The sequence below is a fragment of the Gammaproteobacteria bacterium genome (assembly GCA_016705365.1).
Lineage (GTDB): Bacteria > Pseudomonadota > Gammaproteobacteria > Pseudomonadales > UBA5518 > UBA5518.
The window spans coordinates 1,284,482-1,305,660 of sequence record JADIYI010000008.1 but is presented as its reverse complement, the minus strand read 5'-3'; the positions used below and the strand labels follow the sequence as shown (position 1 = coordinate 1,305,660).

Below are 21,179 nucleotides of genomic sequence, written 5' to 3'. Positions count from 1 at the left end.
CCTCAGGGCGTTGATCCGGGATGTGCGGCACCCCATTCGGCAGCGGTCAGCGTGCTGATATTCACCGCGTGCAGCGCGCCGGTGCGGATAGGATCAGCCAGGGCCGCGTACACGAGCTGCTGGCGACGCACCCGCGTCAGCCCTGCAAACGCCTCGCTGACCACGGTGATGTCGATGTGATAGCCATCGCCGCCAACATCCACGCGCGCACCGGGCATGCCGGCAAGCACCAGATCCCTGATTTCGTCTTCACTCATGCTGCTCGACACTCCCTGCCATGCCGGATCCGATGCCCGGACATTTTGCTCACTGCTTCCGCCCGGTCTCCGGAACGACCGACCAGTTCTCGATTACCGCATCGATGTCACCACCGAATTTCCCCGCCGCAGAGGCAAACTGACTCTGGTAGACCTTGCCGAGATTGAGCGTGTCGAGCGTCACGTTGCGCACCCTCCAGTTCTGGTCCGGATCCTTGCGCATCTTGTAACGAATCACGTACTGGTTACCGTCGCGTCCATGAATCACCTGCACCACGGTGGCCACTCCGGTTGCAATTTCTTCCGGCTTTGCGCTGTGAACCTCGATGGTTTCGCCGCTGAAAGCCATGAGCCCCTTGCTGTAGGTGCGCACCAGGCCCTGGCGGAAAACCCGCACAAAGCGCCCGACCTGGTCCTGGTAGCGCTTTTTCTCCGGCGCGCCCAGCGATTCATAGTAGGCCTTGCTGCCCCAGCGCCCCATCACGCCGCGCGAAAAGCTGTAAAAATCGACCACGGGGGCGATCGCGGAATCGACCTCGGCGTAATAGCGCTCGGGATCGCGGTCGAAGTACCCGCGCGCACCGTCGACTATCTGGAGCAGGTTTTCGGTTGCCGCACGGATCGCGGCATCGGGTTCGGCCGGGCTGCCGGCCAATGCCTGCTGGTTCAGGGCCACCATCAGCAGCAGGCTGCCCGCGATCCGGATCCAGTTGCTCCGCCTCCTCATTTCAGCCTCCCTCGATAGCCGCTTGCTCCGGCATGATGCTGGCGCATTGGTTCCGGAAACCCGTTATCATACCCGCCCGACGGAACCCCAGTGAACACCCGCGTGCGTGACTTTCACCGCCAATTGCCCGCCAAAGTGCGATATTGCCCGATCACGGCACCCGAGGTGCCGGCAGGCACCGGGGAACATCCGGGCTCGCAAACCAGCCGTCACGACGACCGGACCACGATACGGAAAGCGGTGACATGACAAGCCTCTCGTACCTCGAATCGGCCCAGCGCACGGTGGCCATGGAAATCGCGGCCGTGACCCAACTGCAGACACGCATCGACGGCTCTTTCGTCAGGGCCTGCGACATCATGCTCGCCTGCGGCGGGCGGGTAGTGGTCACCGGCATGGGCAAGTCCGGTCATATCGGCAACAAGATCGCCGCAACCCTGGCAAGTACCGGCACGCCGGCCTTCTACGTTCATCCCGGAGAGGCCAGCCACGGCGACCTGGGCATGATTACCGGCAAGGATGTGGTTCTCGCGCTGTCGAATTCGGGGTCCACGCCGGAGATTCTCACCATCGTTCCGCTGATCAAGCGCATGGGGGCCAAGCTCATTGCAATGACCGGCAAGCCCGAATCGACCCTGGCGCAGCTGGCCGACGTGAACCTCGATGCGGGAGTCGAAGCCGAGGCTTGCCCGCTCGATCTCGCCCCTACATCCAGCACCACGGTGGCATTGGTGCTGGGCGATGCGCTGGCCATTGCGCTGCTGGAAGCACGGGGATTTTCCGTCGAAGACTTCGCGTTCTCGCATCCCGGCGGCGCACTGGGCCGCCGCCTGCTGCTGAAAGTCGCCGACATCATGCACCGGGGTCGCGAGATCCCCAGCGTTTCGCCGGAAACGATCATGCGCGAGGCCCTGCTGGAAATGACCGCCAAGGGTTTTGGCATGACCACCGTAACCGACGTCGAGGGCCGGTTGCTGGGTATATTCACTGACGGTGACCTGCGCCGCGCGCTCGATCGCGGCATCGACGTTCATTCGACCCGGCTTGCGGATTTCATGTCCGCGCGCTGCAAGACCGTGACTCGCGAAATGCTGGCCGCCGAAGCGTTGCACATCATGGAGGAGTGCAAGATCACCGTACTCGTGGTGATCGACGGGGAGCGACGACCTACCGGGGTGATCCATTTGCACGACCTGCTCCAGGCGGGGATCGCCTGAACATGCAACGAGGCCAGGCCCCCATGGACGCAGAACTGTTGTCCGCAGCCGCCGGCATCAGGTTGCTGGCGCTCGATGTGGATGGTGTTCTCACCGACGGACGCATCCATTACACCAGCACCGGCGAGGAGCTGAAAAGTTTTTCGATACTCGACGGTCTTGGCATAAAGCTGGTGCGCCGGCACGGCATCAGCGTGGCGATCATTACCGCCCGCAAATCGGACATGGTGACCCGCCGCGCCCGCGAACTCGGCATCGACCACTGCCTGCAGGGACGCGAGGACAAACTGGCCGCATTGCTGGAGTTGTTGCGCGAAACAGGAATCTCGCTCGCGGAAACGGCGTATATGGGCGATGATTTGCCCGACCTCGGGGCGTTGCTCGCGGTCGGGCTGGGTATGACCGTGGCCAACGCCAGCAGCGAGGTGGCACGGCGCGTCGCATGGCAGAGCAGCGCCCGTGGCGGCGAGGGTGCCGTGCGCGAAGCCTGCGAGATGCTGCTGCGTGCGCGCGGCGCCTGGGAAAGTGCGATCGAAGCCTACCTGCTTGCCCCCGGCCCTTGATCATTCTGGAATCACGAGGATTGTTAGCAGTGAGTCATGCGTTTTCTGCACCTTGTCGCCCCTGGCTCCGCGCCGTGACGTTGTTCGCGGGACTGGCAGGTTTGCTGTCCTCGGTGGCTGCGCTCGCGCTGCCTGAGGATCGCGACCAGGCGATCTACATCCAGTCGGACCGTGCCGAGCGTGACGAGCGCAAGGGAACCACCGTATACACCGGCGATGTCGAAATCGACCAGGGAAGCCTGCACATCTCCGCCGAGCGCGTGACCATCCGCAGCACCGATGACGAGGTGAGCGAGATCGTGGCCACCGGCTCGCCCGCAAAGATGCACCAGAAACCGGCCGTGGACCGCGAGCCCGTCTACGCCCGGGCCCGCAACATACAGTACGACGTGAAAGGCGAAGTCCTGACCCTGCTCGAAAAGGCCACGGTAACCCAGGAGGGATCGACGGTTACCGGCGAGCGAATCGTTTATTACATCAAGGAGCAACGCGTCAAGGCCAGCGCAGGCAGCGCCGCATCGGGGCAGCCGCGCGTGGAGACGATCATCCCGCCACGGCGCAACAGCGCGCCCGAAACCGCCCCCGAAACCGTCACACCACCTGCCGCGAGCCCGGACAATGGCGCGTCTTGAGGCGCTCAACCTGGCCAAGGCATACCGCGGCCGCAAAGTCATCCGCGACGTTTCCCTGACCATGGACAGCGGGCAGATCGTTGGCCTGCTGGGACCAAACGGAGCCGGAAAGACCACCTGCTTCTACATGATCCTCGGGATCATCCCGGCCGATTCGGGCCGCATCCTGCTCGACGGAGAGGATCTCACGCACCTGCCCATGCACGGACGGGCACGCAAGGGCATCGGCTATCTCCCCCAGGAAGCCTCGGTGTTCCGGCGCCTCAGCGTCGAGGAGAACATACTTGCCATCCTGCAGACGAGGCGCTCGCTGGGGCGGGAGCGAATGACCGAGAAGCTCGAGGAGTTGCTGCAGGAGTTCAATCTCACGCATCTGCGCGATTCGCGCGGTATCGCCCTCTCGGGAGGCGAGCGGCGGCGGGTGGAAATAGCGCGCGCCCTCGCCAGCGACCCGGCCTTCATCCTGCTCGACGAGCCTTTCGCGGGAGTTGACCCGATCTCGGTCAATGACATCAAGGAAATCATCAAGCACCTGCAGCGGCGCGGCATCGGCGTGCTGATCACGGACCACAACGTACGTGAAACGCTCGACATATGCGAACGCGCCTATATCGTCGGCGAGGGGCATATCATCACCGAGGGCGATGCCACCGCCATCCTCACCAATGACAAGGTCCGCGAGGTCTATCTCGGGCAGCAGTTTCGCATGTGAAATCTATTTGTGGCGCGGGCGTTGCATGGCCAAGGCGCCACGACTACACTCTCGGGACCAGCCATTTTCCGGGCCGCCGAGCGCCCTCCGCCCCAAGACGGAGCCCTGACGAAGATCTCATGAAGCAGTCGCTACAACTAAAACTGGGTCAGCATCTGACGATGACCCCACAGTTGCAGCAAGCGATCCGACTGCTCCAGCTATCGACACTGGAACTGCAGCAGGAAATCCAGGAGGCCCTGGACAGCAATCCCCTGCTCGAATTCGTCGAACACGATGGCGTCAATTCCGCGGAAGCGCGCGTTTCACAGGACAATTCGACACAATCACAACCCGCCGAATCGGGCGGGCCGGCCACCGAGGCAGGGGAAGCCGCGGCGACCGATGCCATCCCCACCGAACTTGCCGTGGACACCAGCTGGGACGATATCTACGAACCGGTGTCGATCAGCGGCAGCGGCGAGTCCGAGGAGAGCCGCGATTTCGAAAGCTATACAGCCGAGGTATCGACGCTTGCGGATCACCTGAAGTGGCAACTGAACCTCACGCCGATGTCGGATACCGACCGGGTGATCGCGCTGGCGATCATCGATGGCATCGACAACGACGGCATGCTCACGGTGAGCATCGAGGAACTGGCGGAGGGCTTCGCGGGCGAATCCGGGGTCGAAACCGATGAAGTGCTGGCCGTGCTGCATCGCCTCCAGCATTTCGACCCGGTCGGAGTCGCTGCGCGGGATTTGCGTGAATGTCTGCTGATCCAGCTGCGCCTGCTCGACCAGCAGGACGCTGCAGTGCGCAACGCGCACGGCATCGTCGACAAGTATCTCCACCTTCTCGGAGGCAAGGACTACGCCACGCTGATGCGGCGGCTGCATATCGGCGAGGCAGAGCTGAGAGACGCCATCCACTGCATCCAGCAGCTGAATCCGCGACCCGGCAGCGCGGTGAGTGCCAGTACCGCGGAATACGTGGTTCCCGACGTCATCGTCAGCAAGCGCAACGGGCGTTGGCTGGTGGAGCTCAACCCCGATATCGCTCCTCGCCTGCGCATCAACCCTTACTACGCCGGGCTGATCAGGCGCGCCGACAACTCGGCAGACAACGTTTTTTTGCGCGACAACCTGCAGGAGGCAAAGTGGTTCATCAAGAGCCTCCAGAGCCGCAACGAGACGCTGCTCAAGGTTTCCAGCTGCATCGTCGAGCGCCAGCAGGGATTTCTCGAGCATGGCGAAGAGGCCATGCGCCCGATGATTCTTCATGACGTGGCCACCGCGGTGAACATGCACGAGTCGACCATTTCGCGGGTGACCACGCAGAAATACATGCATACACCGGGCGGCATTTTCGAGCTGAAGTATTTTTTCTCGAGCCACGTGAGCACGGCCGCCGGCGGCGAATGCTCGTCGGTGGCGATACGGGCTATCATCAGGAAGCTGGTCAGTGCCGAAAACCAGCGCAAGCCGTTGAGCGACAGCAAGATCGCCGCGATACTGGAAGACCAGGGCATCAATGTCGCGCGGCGCACCATCGCCAAGTACCGGGAGGCACTCGGGATTGCACCTTCCAACGAGAGGAAGCAACTGGTCTGACGACAGGACCATGTGTTTCCGGGCAGCACCATTTCACCCAGTCAGGAGTTACGCCACATGCAGATCAACATCAGCGGACACCACGTTGACCTCACACCCCCGCTGCGCGAGTACGTCACCAGCAAATTCAGCCGCCTGGAGCGCCACGCGACCAACATCACCCATGCCGACGTGGTGCTGAACGTGGAGAAACTGCGGCAGAAGGTAGAGGCCACCATTCGCATGGCTGGCGCCGAGCTGTTTGCGACTTCGGAGTCCGAGGACATGTACGCTGCGATAGACGCCCTGACCGACAAACTCGACCGCCAGCTCAGGAAGCACAAGGGCAAGGCAAAGGGACGCCAGCAGGCCCCTGCCCCGCGCCCCGCCGACTCCTGAGTCTCCCGCCGATGACCGATTCGCTCGCCAGCATGCTCGCTCCGCACCGGGTGCGGCGCGCTTGCGATTGCGCGAGCAAAAAGCGCTTGCTGGAAGTCGTTGCCGGCCTGATCGCGGACGGGTCACCGGGCCTCGACGAAAACCGTTTATGCGAGAGCTTCAATACCCGCGAGCGGCTGGGCAGCACCGGCATCGGTGAGGGCATCGCGATTCCCCACTGCCGCTTCAAGGATTGCCGGACCGCGACCGCGGCACTGGTCACCCTGGAACGACCCATCGATTTCGCCGCCATCGATGACCGCCCGGTCGATATCGTGTTCGCCCTGGTAGTGCCCGAGGAAGCGGCCGAGGCGCACCTGCAGCTGCTCGCCCGGCTCGCCGGTCTTTTCAGCGACCACGCATTCTGTGCCCGCCTGCGCGCATGCCGGGATGCGGCGCAAATGCATCACTGCCTGGGCGCGGCCTGGGAGCACGGCGCGGCGGCGCCCTGAAATCCTGGTCATGGGCAGCGATACACGAACCAGCAAGCTCGTTATCGTCAGCGGGCGCTCGGGCTCGGGCAAGAGCACCGCGCTGCATGTGCTCGAGGATGCCGGGTTCTATTGCATCGACAATCTCCCTGGCGTCCTCTTGCCCGAACTGGTCACCCAGGCCGAATCACGCGGCGATGCGTCGCTGCAGCGCATGGCAGTGAGCATCGACGCGCGCAACATGGCCAGCAGCCTGGCTGGTTTCGCCCAGATCCTGCTGGCACTGCCGCGCACCCTGACAGTCGAGGTAATCTATCTCGACGCCGATGACGCCACGCTCATCAAGCGCTTCAGCGAAACCCGGCGCAAACACCCGCTCAGCAACAGCAACACCTCCCTGAACGAGGCGATCGCCGCAGAGCGCACCTTGCTTGCCCCGATCGCGGCACGTGCCGCGCTGTCGATCGACACCAGCCAGATGTCGCTGCATGACCTGCGTGATCTGGTCAGCAAGACCGTGGTCGCCGATGGCGGCGCCGGCATGGTGGTGCTGTTCGAATCATTCGGCTTCAAGCGCGGCATCCCGATCGATGCCGATATCGTTTTCGATCTGCGCTGCCTGCCAAACCCGCACTGGGTGCCGCACCTGCGCCAGCTTTCGGGCAAGGATGCGCTGGTAATCCGGTTTCTCGAGCAAAGCCCGGAGGTAGGGGAAATGCTGAACGACATCGCCGCCTACCTCGAAAAATGGCTGCCTCGTTTTGCCAACAGCAACCGCAGCTACATGACCGTGGCGCTCGGTTGCACCGGTGGACAACACCGTTCCGTATACATGTGCGAGCGGCTGCTCGAGCGTTTTGGCGCAACCATGCCAGGCGCGCAGGTCCGCCACCGCGAACTCAACCTGCCGCTGCGGACGCCTTCATGATTGCCCGGGAACTTCTGATCATAAACCGGCTCGGACTGCACGCCCGCGCCGCAGCCAAGCTGGTCGCGACCGCCTCGCGTTTCTCCGCCAGCATAAAGCTGCAGAAAGACGGCAAGAGTGCCGACGCCAAGAGCATCATGGCGGTGATGATGCTGGCCGCCGGAAAGGGAAGCCATCTCACCGTGCAATGCGACGGCGAGGACGAAGCCGCCTCGCTGGCCGCCGTCGAGGCGCTGATCCAGGATCGCTTCGGCGAAGACGAATGAAGCGCGCGGCCGCGGCCGCAAGGAATGGCCATGATGCAGTCGCGCGGGCGCAATGACATAAGACAACGTCTCGAACAGCTGCTTGCAGCCATCGACGCCGGCACACTCGCGCCGGTAAAGCACCTGCTGGCACACCACTCGCCCGAGGACGTTGCCTACCTGCTCGAATCCTCCCCGCCGCGCGCGCGCCATATCCTGTGGCAGCTGATCGAGACCGACCGTGAAGGCGAGGTCCTGCAGGAACTCGGCTCCGAGGTGGCGAGCGAATTCCTCGGGCAGATGAACACCGACGACGTGCTCGCGTTGATGGAACATCTCGAGCCCGACGATGTCGCCGACATCCTGCAGCAATTGCCCGGAAAAATGATGCAGGAAGTGCTCGGCGCGATGGGCGCGCAGGACCGCCGCCGGGTCGAGCGCGTGCTGTCGTTCGAGGAGGATACCGCCGGCGGCCTGATGAACACCGACACGATCACGGTGCGCCCGAAGCACACCGTGGACGTCGTGCTGCGCTACCTGCGCCGGCTCGGCGAGATACCTGACACCACCGATGCGATTTTCGTGGTGAGCCGCGGCGACAACTTCCTCGGCATCCTGCCGCTCGGCCGGTTGCTGGTCTGCGACCCGGATTGCACCGTGCGCGAAATCATGCAAACGGATGTGCAGCCAATCCCCGTCGACAAGCCGGCACGCGAGGTCGCCAACCTGTTCCAGCGTCATGACTGGGTATCCGCGCCGGTGGTCGATACCGATGGCAAGCTGCTCGGCCGCATTACCATCGACGACGTGGTCGACGTGATCGTGGACGAGGCGGATCACTCCCTGATGCGCATGGCGGGGCTGGACGAGGACGAGGACACCTTCGCACCGGTGTTCAGGGCCACGCCGCGCCGCGCCGTGTGGCTGGGCATCAATCTGGTGACGGCATTCATCGCTTCCGCCGTCATCAACGTGTTCGAGCAAACCATCGACAAGGTAGTGGCGCTCGCGGTCCTGATGCCCATAGTTGCCAGCATGGGCGGGGTTGCCGGCAGCCAGACGCTGACGGTGGTGGTGCGTGGCATGGCACTGGGCCAGATCGGCCGCGGCAATGCGCGCTGGCTGCTGAATCGCGAACTCGCGCTGGGCGCGTTGAATGGCATGCTCTGGGCGCTGGTGTGCGCCTGCGCCGCGACCCTCTGGTTCGGTGATTATCTGATCGGTGTCTGTATCGCAGCCGCGATGCTGATCAACCTGCTGGCGGCGCCACTGGCCGGGGTACTGCTGCCGATACTGCTGCGGGGCATGCGGGTCGATCCGGCGCTGGCCGGAAGCGTGCTGCTCACCACGATCACCGACGCGGTCGGCTTTCTTTCCTTCCTCGGTCTGGCCACCGTGTTCTACACCTGAAGCGGAGCGTACAGTGAAAAAGGGCAGCGACGATGACGATCTTGCGCCACCCAGCAAATCGCAGCGCAAACGCGATCACCAGCTACTCCAGTTGCTCGCCGAGACGTTGAGCGCCCTCCCGGAGCGCCGGTTTCGCAAGCTTTCGCTGAACGAGCGCACCCGCGAGGAACTGTTGCTGCTCAGGAACATGTCCGCGAGCGGTGCCCGCAACCGTCAGATCCGCCTGATCGCCAAGCTGCTCGAAGACGAGAACGTCGCGGAACTGCAGCGCCCGGGCGCTGAAATCGATGCCCACAGGCGCGCCACGACCGCATTGCACCACCGCGCCGAGCGGCTCCGCGAACGACTGCTGGCGGCCGACGGCCCGACGTTCGAGAAACTGACGCGCAGCACTCCCGAACCGGTGATCGCTCAATTACGCGAGTTGTGCGCGCTGGCGCGCGACCCGGGTGGTGGCAACCGCACCCGCGAGGCCTATCGCGACATCTATCGCTTGCTGCTGGAGTCGTTCGTGCCCGGATCAGGGACGTAGATCCGCTGGTGCGAACGCACCGGCAAACGCGCGCGCACCTCCTCGAGCACGCCCGGATCGAGATCCGCGCAGATCACCTGCACCCCGCTGGCAGCACTCGCCAGCACACGCCCCCACGGGTCGATGATTGCCGAACCGCCCCAGGTCTCGCGCTGCGCCGAGTGCCGCCCTCCCTGGGCCGCGGCGATCATAAAAGCCTGGTTCTCGATCGCGCGGGCACGCAACAGTACATGCCAGTGCGCCTCGCCGGTCATCCGCGTAAACGCCGAAGGCAGCGCGAGCACATCCGCGCCGCGCTGGAACAGCACCCTGAACATCTCCGGAAAACGCAGGTCATAACACACCGCCAGCCCAAGCAGCCCACAGGGAGTCAATGCGCTGACCACCTCCGCGCCGGGCGCATAGAACGCGGACTCCCGATAGCAGCGCTGGGCATCGGGCAGGTCCACATCGAACAGATGGAGTTTGTCGTAACGCGCCAGTTCCGCCCCATCCGGACCATACAGCAGACATGCGGCTCGCGGCAGTGCGTCCGCCCCGGTGATCGGAATCGTGCCGCCCACCAGGAACACGCGATGACGACGTGCCTGCGCAGCCAGGAAGCAACGCAGAGGGCCATCCGCAAACCGCTCCGCGGCGCCGAGTGCAGCGCTCTGCTCGCTGTCGTAACAGGCAAAGGCTTCCGGCAGGACCAGCAATGACGCACCGCGTCCCGCCGCATCGGCGATCAGCGCTTCCGCGACCTGCAGATTCCCGGCCACGTTGCCGCCGCTGATCATTTGCAGTGCGGCGACGCGAGCGCTACTCATGCCCGGTTTCCGGGACGACCCGAGGCACGGCATCCTGCGCAGGATCGACCGCGGGTGAGGGTGCGGAATCTTTCGCCGCAGCTTCAATTGCGGCGCTCTCCGCGGATGGCGCAGCGGCGGGCGCTGGCGGTGCCTCGGTGCCAGCTACCGACTCGCCGGGTGGTGACTCAGGTGCTGCCTCCCGCGGCTTCGGCTCGCCCTGTTTCACCGCCTCGGTCACATCGAACACCTTGACGAACTCGAGCTGAGGGTCGTCTATCGCGCCGCTCACCTTGTACACCGCACTGGAGAACTTGCCCAGCTGATTCTCGAACAGACGACTCGCCACATACACGCCCGCTGCTGCCGGCAAGCCGCCGGCCAGCGCCGCGACCCAGGGCAGATTGCTGCCGATGGGAAGGGTCACAATCAGATCCGCGTCGATCGTCCGGGCGCGCAGGTCCGATTGTCCCGACAGACGGATACGCGCCGATGCTCCCTGCAGCTCCACCGGCTCCCGGGTACGCGCCAGGCCGCGCTCGAGGTCGATCGCCGCTTCAAAGCGGTCGAAACTCAGGCCCTCCTGATACAGGTCCTTGAAATCGAACTTGATGCGGCGCAATGCCTCGTTGAAATTGAGCACGCCGAGCGCGCGCATGATGGGGTTGTTGCTGCCCTCACGCGTGAGGTTGCCATCTTTCCAGGTAAAATCGACCAACCCGCTGACCTCCGCCATATCGAAATCGGTGGGATATCCGGGCCATTCGAGCGCAATGTCCGTATTCCCCTTGTGACTCTCGACCAGTCGCGAATAACCCCAGCTTTCGAAAAACTTCCCGATATCCCGCGTCTTCAGCCCGGCCACCAGTTCGGTCCGTGGCTGCCCCTCGACCCAGCGCAACCTGAGGCTCCCGCCCGGCGCCTTGCCCTGCCCGCGCACCCGCATTCCAGGCAAGCTCGCGCGCACATCGTCGAGCGCCATCGCGTCCTCTTCGGACTCCACCCGGAACGACCATGTACCGACATCCTGCTCGCCCAGCGTCGCCTGCGCGACTTCGACATCGATCGCGGGCACCTGCACTCCATGCAGCGCACTCCACGCATCCGCCCGCTTGCGACGGTCACTGCCGTCGGTTGACGCCATGAACGGCTGCAATTGAATGTCCGATAACTTCAACCCGTATGGCAATGCATGATCTCCCGGCACCCGGAACTCGCCAGCCAGCACATCAGACGTGAATACGAGCACGAAATCCTGCTGTTCCCGGCGCGAATCGAGGCGTAGCCCGTGGAGGGTCGCCGACAGCAAGCTTGCGGAGCGGAACTGCAACCCGTCGAAACGCAGGCCGTGATCGCTGCTCATGTCGCCGCGCGGATTGGCGCTCAGCAGCCGCTGACTGGCCTGAATCCAGCCGCCCGCATCCGCATCCTCCAGCGCACCGCTGACACGCAGACCCTGCCCGCCTCCATGCGCCTCTGCGCCCAGGATCACCTCTCCGGACCAGCTCCCGTTGCGATCGCGCAGCAACGCCGACTGCAAAAGCTGATCGAGCGTGATATGGATCTCGTTGCCGGCTGCCAACGGCAGCGATTCGACATGCAGCGCCAGGGCTGCCTCGGCGCTCTTGCCAAGCGGCGCGGGCAACGAACTGCCAGCGCCGACAAGATCAGAATCGAGCACGCTGCGCATCCCGCCTTCCGGCTGCTGTTCGATGCGCAGGCGAAACGCACTGGTTCCGGACAGATAACCCGCAGGATCCACGCCGAGCCACTGGGCAACGCGCTGCGGGTGCGCGGATCCGAGCACGTTTATCGCCATCAGCCGCGATCCCGGCTCACGCTCGGAAATAGCCGCGCGCAGCGGCAGACCCCACAATTTTCCGGTCAGCGAGTCACTGCTCAATCCACTGGCAAGGTCATAGACAATATGCCCCCGCGCCGTCTCGATCGGCAGATCCTGGTCGCCCAGATAAACCTCCGCCCCTGCGATATCCGCGCTCACCCGCAACCGCGATTTCTCCGGATCCAGCGAACCGCCCAGCGGCATGTCGAGATCGAGTGCCACACCAAGATCGCCGTGCGCGGTCCAGCTGCGCAATGCGCCGCCGGTAACTGCCGCCAGCGGAGATTCGTTGATGACCCGCAACCCGTCAGCGAGATCGCCGCTCAGACGACCATGGACACGCAAGCGTTTGCCGTCACTGGCCGGCGTGATTTCAACCTCCGCCTGCCCGATGTCGCTCTGCAGCATGCGTCCCGCATGCGCGCGAACCTCGACCCGCGCGCCATCGAGCACGAAACGCCCGTCGACTCCGCTCACCGGTGGCCACTCGGGGTGAAAGCTCAGCGCGGCGTCACGCACATCGAGCCCCAGCTGCAGCTTGCTGGAAGCCGCATGCTCCGGGCGCGCGAAAATCGCGTGGTAGGCGAGTGCCCCGACATCCACCCTGCCGCCCTGAATGTTGGCATCCAGCCAGTCACGCAAGCCCGAATCGACCAGGTAGGGGATGTACTTGGCACGCGCCGAGGCTTGCGCATGGCGCAACCCAACCGCCAGCGAGATCTGGTCGTCGAGCTGAGGATCACGGTGAAACTCGAGATCGAAGCGCGCGCCAAGCTCGGTTTCCCCGTCGACCAGGCGCAGCAACTCGCTGCCGACACGCACCCCGTCGGCGTCACGCAGCCAGCTCACTCGCCCGGATATGCTGTCGAAAGCCAGGTCATGATCGTAGATGCGCGGGAACTCCAGGGAGATCGCGCCACTCGCAATCTCCGCATGACCGCCTCCCGGCGTGACTTCGAGATAGCCCTCGGCATTGCGCACGCCGGGTGCATGCTTCCACGGCGATACCGACACGTCGATCATCCGTGCCCGCAGGCGGAAGTCCGCGGGCGCGGACGGACGCAACGCCAGGCTCATACGCGCATCCGCCAGACCGCCGTAAGGCGCCAGCTCGGCCAACGCATCGCCCCACGGCCCGGTGAGCAGCGCGCTGGAATGCAGCACGCCGGCCACCGCACCCAGGTCGAGGTAGTCCGCTCCGATTTCGACATTGCGGGCTTGCGCGTCGCCTGACACATCGAGCCGCAGACGCTCCAGCGCAAGCGATTCCCCATACCATTCGAGCGCCAGGCGATCAACCCACAGCGTGCCGCGACCTGCCGCCCATTCACCCGCGGCACGCAACTCGAGATTGTGCACCGCCGCCAACTGACGACCTTTCCAGGGCCCGGTGAGCTCGACTTTCGCTGCCTTCAGATCCCCTTGCCAGGAAAGCCGCCCCCCGGCCTCCATGCGGGCCCAGATCTTGCCGTTCAACCCGGCATCGGGCAGCTTGAGCCTTGCGCCCAGCAGGGGTTGAAAACGGGCGAGCTGAATATTGTGCAGATCGATATACGCCGCGGCATCGAAATCCCCGGACTTGCGCGGATCGCCATGGGCCTCCAGAAGCACATTCAGATCCCCGTCACTCGCATCCTCGCGGGCGGAAATCTGCAGCCGCCGGAAGCGCCGGTAATTTTCCATCAACAACAGCGCGCCGCGGGTCTCGATCGGCGCGCCCGAGCGCGCCTTGAGCAGCAGCCTCGTCTGGTGCAATTCGATTTCCTCGATGGCGAGGAAAAACGCGATGATTTCCTCCGGGTTGGACCGCGACCGGCTGTCGCCGACGCCGGCCATTCGCCAGCTGCCATCGGCCATCTCGAGGAATTCGAGCGCAACGTTCTCGGCAACGATCTTGCGCAAACGCGGCGCCAGACTGAACAGCGAGCGCAGGATGTCGATACGGATTTCGCAGCGGCTCGATGACAGGATCGTGACAGCGGGCTCGTTGCGCGCATACAGGCGCAGGCCCTGAACATGGAAAGTCGGCGCCAGCCCGGTCCACTCCGCGTTCAAACCGGTGATCTCGATACCGAACGGCAGCTCTGCGGCAGCGCGGCGCAGCAACGGCTCCCTGTATTCACCCAGATACGGAAAATAATACTGCCCGAGACTCACCAGCGACGCGCTGAGCACCAGCACCAGGGCGGCAAGATACCAGCTCCATACCGCCAGCCGGCGCAGCCCCGATTTCATCGCCCGGAGTCCCTCACCTCAACACCCATCACAACAGCACGACGTCATACTGTTCCTGCGAATACAGAGTCTCCACCCGCAAGCGGATCGTCTTGCCGATGAACTCCTCCAGGTCCGCCAGGTTTCCCGATTCCTCATCGAGCAGGCGATCGACCACCGATTGCGCGGCGAGCACCAGCAAGGTGTCGTTGTCGTAGCTGCGTGCCTCGCGCAGGATTTCACGGAATATCTCGTAACAAACCGTCTCCGCCGACTTGATCGTGCCGCGCCCCTGACAGGTCGAGCAGGTTTCGCAAAGCGTGCGCTCGAGGCTTTCGCGGGTGCGCTTGCGGGTCATCTGCACCAGCCCCAGATCCGATACCTGGCTGATGGCGGTCCTGGTGTGGTCACGCTCCAGCGCACGCTCGAGATTGCGCAAAACCTGGCGGCGGTGCTCGGGATCCTTCATGTCGATGAAATCGACGATGATGATGCCGCCCAGATTGCGCACCCGCAACTGGCGCGCCAGTGCCGCAGCCGCCTCGAGATTGGTCTTGAATATGGTCTCCTCGGGATTTCGACTGCCCACGAAGGCGCCGGTATTCACGTCTATGGTGGTCATCGCCTCGGTCTGGTCCACGATGAGATAGCCACCCGATTTGAGCTGGACACGACGTCCCAGCGCTTTTTCGATCTCGTCCTCGACGCCGAAGAGATCGAATATCGGACGCTCGCCAGTATACAACTCGAGCCGTTCGACCGCCTCCGGCACGAACTGGCCGGCAAACGAGCGCAGGCGCTCGAAGTTCTCCGCCGAGTCGATGCGGATTTTCTCGACATCGGTGCGCACCAGGTCGCGCAGGGTGCGCATCGTGAGTGGCAGGTCCGCATGGATCAGCGACGGCGCGCTGGCGCGGGCGATCGATTCGCGCAGCGACGCCCAGAGTTTGACCAGAAACCGCAAATCGCTCTCGATCGCTTCCGCGCCCACGCCCTCTGCCGCGGTGCGAATGATGAAGCCGCCGGGAGCGGCAGGCTGCGCCGAAGCACTCACGCGCTCCACCAGGGTTCGCAGGCGCTCACGCTCCCGGTCATCCTCGATGCGCTGGGAAATTCCGACATGACGCGTGTGCGGCACGAATACCAGGTAACGGGAGGAGATCGACAGGTGCGTGGTGAGGCGTGCCCCCTTGCTGCCAAGCGGATCCTTCACCACCTGCACAGCGATCGACTGTCCTTCGCCAATCAGTTCGCGGATGTCGCGTGCCTCGTCATGGCGCAGTTCATTGCCGCTCCCGTCGAATATCGCCAGGTCGCTCGCATGGAGAAAACTTGCCCGCTCCAGGCCAATATCCACGAACGCCGCCTGCATCCCGGGCAGCACGCGCATGACCTTGCCGAGATAGATGTTGCCGACGAGGCCCTTGTGACTGTGCCGTTCGACGTAGATCTCGGCCAGCGCACCGCCTTCCACGAGCGCCACCCGCGTCTGCACCGGTGTCGAATTGATCAGGATCTCATCGCTCATCGTCAGACCCGGCCCGCTGCCAGCCTCGCACCCCGATGGATTGCAGCAAGCTCGAGGTTTCGAACAGCGGCAAACCCACCACCCCCGAGAAACTGCCCTCGATTCGCGCAACGAATACCGCGGCGAGACCCTGTATGGCATAGGCTCCGGCCTTGTCACGGGGCTCGCCGGTGTCCCAATAACGGCGGATTTCGTGGGCCTCGATATCCCTGAACAACACCGTGGTCTCGCTGAGTTCGGCCCGGGTCGTCGCGCCTGAGGTCACGGCAACCGCCGTGAGCACCCGGTGTGTGCGCCCCGACAGCAGTCCGAGCATCCGGGCCGCATCCGCGGCATCCTCGGGTTTGCCCAGAATCTGTCCGTCGACCACCACCGCGGTGTCCGCACCGAGCACAGGCAGGGCAATCCCGGTTTCCACCACGCGCCATCCCGCCATCGCCTTGCCGATTGCGGTGCGGCGCACGAACGCCTCCCCGCTTTCGCCGGCTTGGGCCCGCTCATCGATAGCGACCGGCAGCACCGCAAAGCGATAACCCAGCTGGAGCAGCAAATCGTGACGCCGCGGCGAGGCCGAAGCGAGATAGAAGTCCGCGTTGCGATCGTTCATCGGATCAAGGCATCGCCCGGCACGCTGCCCGCGGCTAATGCGGCAACCTCCAGCTTTGCATGGTTGCATCGCGCGCGCCGATCATTGCCAGCATCGGCCAAAGAAGCGCGCTGGCCACCGGGCCCATCAGGAATGAAAGATTCGGAGTGCTGTGGCCGCTGAGATTCTGTACCCAATGACACAGCAGCTGGTCGAGGGTCGTCACCAGGAATACCAGCGCCATCTGTTGCGGCAACGTATAGATGTGCATACGCCCCCGCAGTATCAGGCTCGCATAGGCAACCACCCCCAGCGCCAGCGCATGACGTCCGAGAACTGCTCCTCCGACAACATCCATCAGTAAACCCGCCAGCCACGCCCCACCCATCCCGATACGGGCCGGTTGGCGTGTAATCCAGTAGATCGCCCATAGTCCCAGCCAGTCAGGGCGCGCCGCCATCAACCAGACAGGCAGTGCCATCAATGACAGCACCAGTGCGATCAGGCCCGAAAAGCCGACCGCAAGCGGAAACTCGCCGCTCCTGGCCGTACTCATTCCGGCTCCGGACCCGGCGTGGCCGGAGGCTCGCGCACCGCGGAATCCGCCGCCACGGTGACCACCATCACATGACGGCTGCGATCGAGTTGCGCGCTGGGGCGCGCCTGTACCACCGCAAAAGTGCGCCCTGCGTCGTTGGTCACCGATTCGACCACGGCCACCGGATACCCGCCGGGAAAGCGCTGGCCCAGACCCGAACTCACCAGCAGGTCACCCGGACGAACATCCATGTTGGAAGAAACATGGTTTACGTCCAGTACGTCAATGCGTCCCGTGCCTTCCACGATCAGCCTGACCCCGTTGCGCACCACCTGCGCCGGAACGGCGTGGGTGGTGTCGGTGAGCAGCAGCACCCGGCTGCTGAAGCGCCCGACTTCCACGACCTGGCCGAACAATCCGTAAGCGTCGATGACGGCCTGTCCCCGCGCCAGCCCCTGCGCACTCCCCTTGTCTATGACCACGGTCTGGTTGCCGAGATCCGGAGAAACCCCGATGATTTCCGCCACCAGAAGTTTCTCGTCCAGCAATGCCGTTGAATGCAGCAACTCGCGCAGCCGCACATTTTCCGCGGCCAGCGCCGCCAGCCGCTGGGTGCGGGCACGCAACACCAGCGCTTCGCCGCGCAAGGCCCGGTTTTCCTCGACCAGGGCTTCGCGCGTGGTGAACACACCGTCGAACCAGTCGGCGATCCGGGCCGGCAGATTGCCGATCCAGTAGAGCGGCACCGCGGCATCGCCGAGCACTGCTCGCCCCGGCGCCAGCAAACCGAGACGCCAGTCCGCCAGCATCAGCAGCAACGCGGCAAGCACCAGCGCCAGCAGTCGCGCGCCGATGGATGGTTCGCTGCGAAATATCGGTTTTATGACGGCTCTCCCAGTCGACAGCAGCCCGCAATCACGTGCTCTCCGGTGCCGCGCCCCGCTGCGCAAGATGCCGCGGCACCGCCATCATCCGGCCGGAATCAGTCGGACGAGAGCAGTTCCAGGCTCTTGCGGTCCATCATTTCGAGGGCTTTGCCCCCGCCGCGCGCAACACAGGTCAGGGGATCTTCGGCGACGATTACCGGCAGACCGGTTTCGCGTTCGATGAGCCGGTCGATGTCACGCAGCAATGCCCCGCCGCCGGTGAGCACGATACCGCTTTCCGCGATATCCGAGGCCAGTTCGGGCGGGGATTGCTCGAGCGCACCTTTTACCGCCTGCACGATGATATTGAGCGGTTCCTGCAATGCATCGAGTATTTCGTCGCTGTTCAGAGTGAAGGAGCGCGGAACGCCTTCGGCAAGGTTGCGTCCGCGCACATCGATTTCGCGCAACTCTCCGCCGGCCAGCGCGCAGCCGATTTCCTGCTTGATGCGCTCGGCGGTGGCATCCCCGATCAGGCTGCCGTAAGTGCGCCGCACATAAGTCACTATCGCTTCGTCGAAGCGGTCACCGCCGATGCGCACCGAATCCGAATAAACCACGCCGTTCAGCGAGATGATCGCAATTTCCGTGGTACCGCCGCCGATATCGACCACCATCGATCCGCTGGCCTCCTCGACCGACAGGCCGGCGCCGATCGCCGCAGCCATCGGCTCCTCGATCAGACGCACATCACGGGCACCGGCACCGTAGGCCGATTCACGAATCGCGCGTCGCTCCACCTGGGTCGATTTGCAGGGAACGCAGACGAGCACCCGGGGACTGGGCCGGATAAAGCTGTGCTGGTGCGCCTTGGCGATGAAATGCTGCAACATTTTCTCGGTGACCTGGAAGTCCGCGATCACGCCATCCTTCAACGGCCGGATAGCCGTGATGTTCCCGGGAGTGCGGCCCAACATGCGCTTGGCATCGGTTCCCACCGCCTCGATGGTTTTCTGCCCGTTGTGTACCCTGATTGCCACGACCGAGGGTTCATCGAGCACGATGCCTTGGTCGCGCACGTAGATCAGGGTATTGGCCGTGCCAAGATCGATCGAAAGATCGTTGGAGAACAGACCGCGGATTCTCTTGAACATGCTGCTGCTTCATACCTCGGGTGATGGCGCCAGCCAGTGTTGGTGGGCCGCTCATAAACAGATCAATCTATCAATGCCGTGTATTCAGGGCAAGGCACAATTATGATAGTTTACGCGCCTCGAAGCCGATATCGGCGCATTATTTCCAGACTCCCGGTCATCGAGGCCGGCGGGCGGCGCTGATCCGTCCGCACGGCCGCTTGTTGGAACCTCAAGGATGCCTATTACCGAACAGGATATTTCACGGGTGGCGGAACTCGCCCGGTTGCGTCTCGATGAAGCCACCGTTACCGATGTTACCCGGCGCATCGGCGACATTCTTGCGATGATCGACCAGATGCAGGCCGTCGATACCGCCGGTGTTGAGCCCATGGCCAATCCGCTGGATGCGATCCAGCGACTGCGTGCCGACGAGGTCAGCGAGTGCGACCAGCGCGAGAGCTTCCAGGCGCTGGCTCCCGCCACCGCGGAGGGCCTCTACCTGGTCCCCCGGGTCATCGAGTGAGTATCCGGCACCCAGGAACCCCGCCATGCACGAACTGACATTGCTCGAGATCGGTGCCGCGCTCGAGCGGCGCAGCTTTTCCTCGCTGGAAATCACCCGGCATCTGCTCGAACGCATCGAGACCCGCAACACGGAATTGAATGCCTTCATCACCATCGACCACGAAGGCGCCCTCGCGGCCGCCCGCCGCGCCGACGAGCAACGCGGGCGCGGCGAAGGCGGCCCGCTGTGCGGGGTGCCGATCGCCCACAAGGACATCTTCTGCACCGCGGGCCTGCGCACCTCCTGCGGCTCGCGCATGCTCGACAACTTCTTTCCGCCCTATGACGCGACCGTGGTCAGTCGCTTGGCCGCTGCCGGTTGTGTGACGCTTGGCAAGACCAATATGGACGAGTTCGCGATGGGCTCATCCAATGAAACCAGCTATTACGGAGCGGTACGCAATCCCTGGGACACCGGTCGCGTGCCGGGCGGATCCTCGGGTGGCTCGGCAGCCGCGGTTGCCGCGCGCCTGGTGCCGGCCGCCACGGCCACGGATACCGGTGGCTCGATCCGCCAGCCTGCCGCACTGTGCGGGATCACCGGCATCAAGCCAACCTACGGCAGGGTCTCGCGCCATGGCATGATCGCTTTTGCCTCGAGCCTCGACCAAGGCGGGGTGATGGCCCGCTCCGCCGCCGATGTTGCCCTGCTGCTCGGCGCCATGGCCGGGTTCGATCCGCGGGATTCCACCAGCATCGACGCACCGGTTGCGGACTACAGTGACTCCCTCGAAGACGACATCGCGGGGCTGCGGATAGGGGTGCCGCGCGAATACTTCGATTCCGGACTCGACCCCGCGATCGAGCAGGCGGTGCACGCGGGCCTCGCCCGGCTGCAGGACCTCGGCGCCAGCGTGCACGAGATCAGTCTGCCGCATACCCGGCTGTCGGTTCCCGCCTACTACGTCATTGCACCGGCCGAATGCTCCACCAACCTCGCCCGCTACGACGGCGTGCGTTACGGCTACCGCTGCAAGAATCCGGGCGACCTCCACGACATGTATTCCCGCACCCGTGCCGAGGGCTTCGGCGACGAGGTGAAAAGACGGATCCTGGTTGGCACCTACGCCCTGTCGGCGGGGTATTACGACGCCTATTACCGCCAGGCGCAGAAAATCCGGCGGCTGATCGCGGAGGATTTCCGCGCCGCCTTTGCCCGGGTTGACGTGATCGCGGGGCCTTCCTCGCCCTCGCCGGCTTTCCGTTTCGGGGAAAAGAGCGCGGACCCCGTCACCATGTACCTCGAAGACGTGTACACGATTGCCGCCAACCTCGCGGGGCTGCCGGCGCTGTCAATGCCAGGCGGGCTGAGCCGGGGGCTGCCGATCGGCATCCAGCTGATCGGCAATCATCTGCAGGAGGCGCTGCTGCTCAACGTGGCGCATCGCTTCCAGCAGGCCACCGACTGGCACCTCGCGCAACCCGGCACCGCGGCCTGAACAGGAGGCAGCAA

22 protein-coding genes are annotated in these 21,179 nt (G+C 64.1%); 13 read left to right on the top strand and 9 right to left on the bottom strand.

Features of this window, described 5'->3' with window-relative positions; genetic code table 11:
• Positions 1-2 precede the first annotated feature (2 nt).
• On the bottom strand, positions 3-257 hold the full coding sequence (locus IPF49_13650) for a BolA/IbaG family iron-sulfur metabolism protein (protein ID MBK6288650.1): 255 nt from the start codon (positions 255-257) through the stop codon (positions 3-5).
• A gap of 49 nt (positions 258-306) precedes the next feature.
• On the bottom strand, positions 307-984 hold the full coding sequence (locus tag IPF49_13645; protein ID MBK6288649.1) for an ABC transporter substrate-binding protein: 678 nt from the start codon (positions 982-984) through the stop codon (positions 307-309).
• A gap of 245 nt (positions 985-1,229) precedes the next feature.
• On the opposite strand from IPF49_13645, the gene IPF49_13640 reads away from it, so the two are divergent.
• The 11 genes from IPF49_13640 (at position 1,230) to IPF49_13590 (ending at position 9,663) form a co-directional block, all read left to right on the top strand.
• Positions 1,230-2,201, top strand: coding sequence for a KpsF/GutQ family sugar-phosphate isomerase (locus IPF49_13640; protein ID MBK6288648.1), 972 nt, complete (start codon positions 1,230-1,232; stop codon positions 2,199-2,201).
• A 23-nt stretch (positions 2,202-2,224) separates the two neighbouring features.
• Positions 2,225-2,764: an HAD hydrolase family protein gene (locus tag IPF49_13635; protein MBK6288647.1), complete on the top strand. Its 540-nt coding sequence runs from the start codon at positions 2,225-2,227 to the stop codon at positions 2,762-2,764.
• A 74-nt stretch (positions 2,765-2,838) separates the two neighbouring features.
• Positions 2,839-3,396 (top strand): lipopolysaccharide transport periplasmic protein LptA, encoded by a 558-nt coding sequence (gene lptA / locus IPF49_13630; protein ID MBK6288646.1) that lies wholly within the window; start codon positions 2,839-2,841, stop codon positions 3,394-3,396.
• A complete protein-coding gene (gene lptB / locus IPF49_13625) occupies positions 3,383-4,108 on the top strand; it encodes an LPS export ABC transporter ATP-binding protein (protein MBK6288645.1) in 726 nt (241 codons plus the stop codon). Before lptA ends, lptB begins: the two co-directional genes overlap by 14 nt.
• Positions 4,109-4,227: 119 nt before the next feature.
• Entirely contained in the window at positions 4,228-5,700 is a 1,473-nt protein-coding gene (locus tag IPF49_13620; protein ID MBK6288644.1) for an RNA polymerase factor sigma-54, read from the top strand.
• A 57-nt stretch (positions 5,701-5,757) separates the two neighbouring features.
• The gene (gene raiA / locus IPF49_13615; GenBank protein ID MBK6288643.1) at positions 5,758-6,078 is read left to right on the top strand and encodes a ribosome-associated translation inhibitor RaiA; all 321 of its coding nucleotides are present in this window, start codon (positions 5,758-5,760) and stop codon (positions 6,076-6,078) included.
• Positions 6,079-6,089: 11 nt separating this feature from the next.
• Positions 6,090-6,569 carry a PTS sugar transporter subunit IIA gene (locus tag IPF49_13610; protein ID MBK6288642.1) on the top strand — a complete coding sequence of 160 codons (480 nt, stop codon included), beginning with the start codon at positions 6,090-6,092 and terminating at the stop codon, positions 6,567-6,569.
• Positions 6,570-6,579: 10 nt separating this feature from the next.
• On the top strand, positions 6,580-7,476 hold the full coding sequence (gene rapZ, locus IPF49_13605; GenBank protein ID MBK6288641.1) for an RNase adapter RapZ: 897 nt from the start codon (positions 6,580-6,582) through the stop codon (positions 7,474-7,476).
• Positions 7,473-7,742 (top strand): HPr family phosphocarrier protein, encoded by a 270-nt coding sequence (locus IPF49_13600; GenBank protein MBK6288640.1) that lies wholly within the window; start codon positions 7,473-7,475, stop codon positions 7,740-7,742. Before rapZ ends, IPF49_13600 begins: the two co-directional genes overlap by 4 nt.
• A gap of 30 nt (positions 7,743-7,772) precedes the next feature.
• Positions 7,773-9,131, top strand: a complete 1,359-nt coding sequence (gene mgtE, locus IPF49_13595; GenBank protein ID MBK6288639.1) for a magnesium transporter — start codon at positions 7,773-7,775, stop codon at positions 9,129-9,131.
• 13 nt (positions 9,132-9,144) lie between these two features.
• Positions 9,145-9,663, top strand: a complete 519-nt coding sequence (locus IPF49_13590) for a DUF615 domain-containing protein (protein MBK6288638.1) — start codon at positions 9,145-9,147, stop codon at positions 9,661-9,663.
• Here IPF49_13590 and IPF49_13585 read toward each other — a convergent pair.
• The 7 genes from IPF49_13585 to IPF49_13555 form a co-directional block, all read right to left on the bottom strand.
• Positions 9,618-10,472 (bottom strand): carbon-nitrogen hydrolase family protein, encoded by an 855-nt coding sequence (locus tag IPF49_13585; GenBank protein MBK6288637.1) that lies wholly within the window; start codon positions 10,470-10,472, stop codon positions 9,618-9,620. The genes IPF49_13590 and IPF49_13585 overlap by 46 nt on opposite strands.
• On the bottom strand, positions 10,465-14,529 hold the full coding sequence (locus IPF49_13580; GenBank protein MBK6288636.1) for a TIGR02099 family protein: 4,065 nt from the start codon (positions 14,527-14,529) through the stop codon (positions 10,465-10,467). Before IPF49_13580 ends, IPF49_13585 begins: the two co-directional genes overlap by 8 nt.
• Positions 14,530-14,557: 28 nt before the next feature.
• Positions 14,558-16,036, bottom strand: a complete 1,479-nt coding sequence (rng, locus tag IPF49_13575; protein ID MBK6288635.1) for a ribonuclease G — start codon at positions 16,034-16,036, stop codon at positions 14,558-14,560.
• Positions 16,026-16,643 carry a septum formation inhibitor Maf gene (maf, locus tag IPF49_13570; protein ID MBK6288634.1) on the bottom strand — a complete coding sequence of 206 codons (618 nt, stop codon included), beginning with the start codon at positions 16,641-16,643 and terminating at the stop codon, positions 16,026-16,028. The genes rng and maf overlap by 11 nt, the downstream gene beginning before the upstream one ends.
• 34 nt (positions 16,644-16,677) lie before the next feature.
• Complete coding sequence (gene mreD / locus IPF49_13565) at positions 16,678-17,178, bottom strand: rod shape-determining protein MreD (GenBank protein MBK6288633.1); 501 nt, start codon at positions 17,176-17,178, stop codon at positions 16,678-16,680.
• On the bottom strand, positions 17,175-18,065 hold the full coding sequence (mreC, locus tag IPF49_13560) for a rod shape-determining protein MreC (protein MBK6288632.1): 891 nt from the start codon (positions 18,063-18,065) through the stop codon (positions 17,175-17,177). The genes mreD and mreC overlap by 4 nt, the downstream gene beginning before the upstream one ends.
• A 77-nt stretch (positions 18,066-18,142) precedes the next feature.
• Entirely contained in the window at positions 18,143-19,180 is a 1,038-nt protein-coding gene (locus tag IPF49_13555; GenBank protein MBK6288631.1) for a rod shape-determining protein, read from the bottom strand.
• A gap of 217 nt (positions 19,181-19,397) precedes the next feature.
• Between IPF49_13555 and gatC the strand changes: the two genes are divergently transcribed.
• Positions 19,398-19,685, top strand: coding sequence for an Asp-tRNA(Asn)/Glu-tRNA(Gln) amidotransferase subunit GatC (gene gatC / locus IPF49_13550; GenBank protein ID MBK6288630.1), 288 nt, complete (start codon positions 19,398-19,400; stop codon positions 19,683-19,685).
• Positions 19,686-19,710: 25 nt separating this feature from the next.
• On the top strand, positions 19,711-21,165 hold the full coding sequence (gatA, locus tag IPF49_13545; GenBank protein ID MBK6288629.1) for an Asp-tRNA(Asn)/Glu-tRNA(Gln) amidotransferase subunit GatA: 1,455 nt from the start codon (positions 19,711-19,713) through the stop codon (positions 21,163-21,165).
• The last annotated feature ends 14 nt before the right edge of the window (positions 21,166-21,179 follow it).

Coding starts and splice junctions, on each gene's coding strand:
- IPF49_13650 (MBK6288650.1), bottom strand. CDS start 257: ATGAGTGAAGACGAAATCAGGGATCTGGTGCTTGCCGGCATGCCCGGT.
- IPF49_13645 (MBK6288649.1), bottom strand. CDS start 984: ATGAGGAGGCGGAGCAACTGGATCCGGATCGCGGGCAGCCTGCTGCTG.
- IPF49_13640 (MBK6288648.1), top strand. CDS start 1,230: ATGACAAGCCTCTCGTACCTCGAATCGGCCCAGCGCACGGTGGCCATG.
- IPF49_13635 (MBK6288647.1), top strand. CDS start 2,225: ATGGACGCAGAACTGTTGTCCGCAGCCGCCGGCATCAGGTTGCTGGCG.
- lptB (MBK6288645.1), top strand. CDS start 3,383: ATGGCGCGTCTTGAGGCGCTCAACCTGGCCAAGGCATACCGCGGCCGC.
- IPF49_13620 (MBK6288644.1), top strand. CDS start 4,228: ATGAAGCAGTCGCTACAACTAAAACTGGGTCAGCATCTGACGATGACC.
- raiA (MBK6288643.1), top strand. CDS start 5,758: ATGCAGATCAACATCAGCGGACACCACGTTGACCTCACACCCCCGCTG.
- IPF49_13610 (MBK6288642.1), top strand. CDS start 6,090: ATGACCGATTCGCTCGCCAGCATGCTCGCTCCGCACCGGGTGCGGCGC.
- rapZ (MBK6288641.1), top strand. CDS start 6,580: ATGGGCAGCGATACACGAACCAGCAAGCTCGTTATCGTCAGCGGGCGC.
- IPF49_13600 (MBK6288640.1), top strand. CDS start 7,473: ATGATTGCCCGGGAACTTCTGATCATAAACCGGCTCGGACTGCACGCC.
- mgtE (MBK6288639.1), top strand. CDS start 7,773: ATGATGCAGTCGCGCGGGCGCAATGACATAAGACAACGTCTCGAACAG.
- IPF49_13585 (MBK6288637.1), bottom strand. CDS start 10,472: ATGAGTAGCGCTCGCGTCGCCGCACTGCAAATGATCAGCGGCGGCAAC.
- IPF49_13580 (MBK6288636.1), bottom strand. CDS start 14,529: ATGAAATCGGGGCTGCGCCGGCTGGCGGTATGGAGCTGGTATCTTGCC.
- rng (MBK6288635.1), bottom strand. CDS start 16,036: ATGAGCGATGAGATCCTGATCAATTCGACACCGGTGCAGACGCGGGTG.
- maf (MBK6288634.1), bottom strand. CDS start 16,643: ATGAACGATCGCAACGCGGACTTCTATCTCGCTTCGGCCTCGCCGCGG.
- mreD (MBK6288633.1), bottom strand. CDS start 17,178: ATGAGTACGGCCAGGAGCGGCGAGTTTCCGCTTGCGGTCGGCTTTTCG.
- IPF49_13555 (MBK6288631.1), bottom strand. CDS start 19,180: ATGTTCAAGAGAATCCGCGGTCTGTTCTCCAACGATCTTTCGATCGAT.
- gatC (MBK6288630.1), top strand. CDS start 19,398: ATGCCTATTACCGAACAGGATATTTCACGGGTGGCGGAACTCGCCCGG.
- gatA (MBK6288629.1), top strand. CDS start 19,711: ATGCACGAACTGACATTGCTCGAGATCGGTGCCGCGCTCGAGCGGCGC.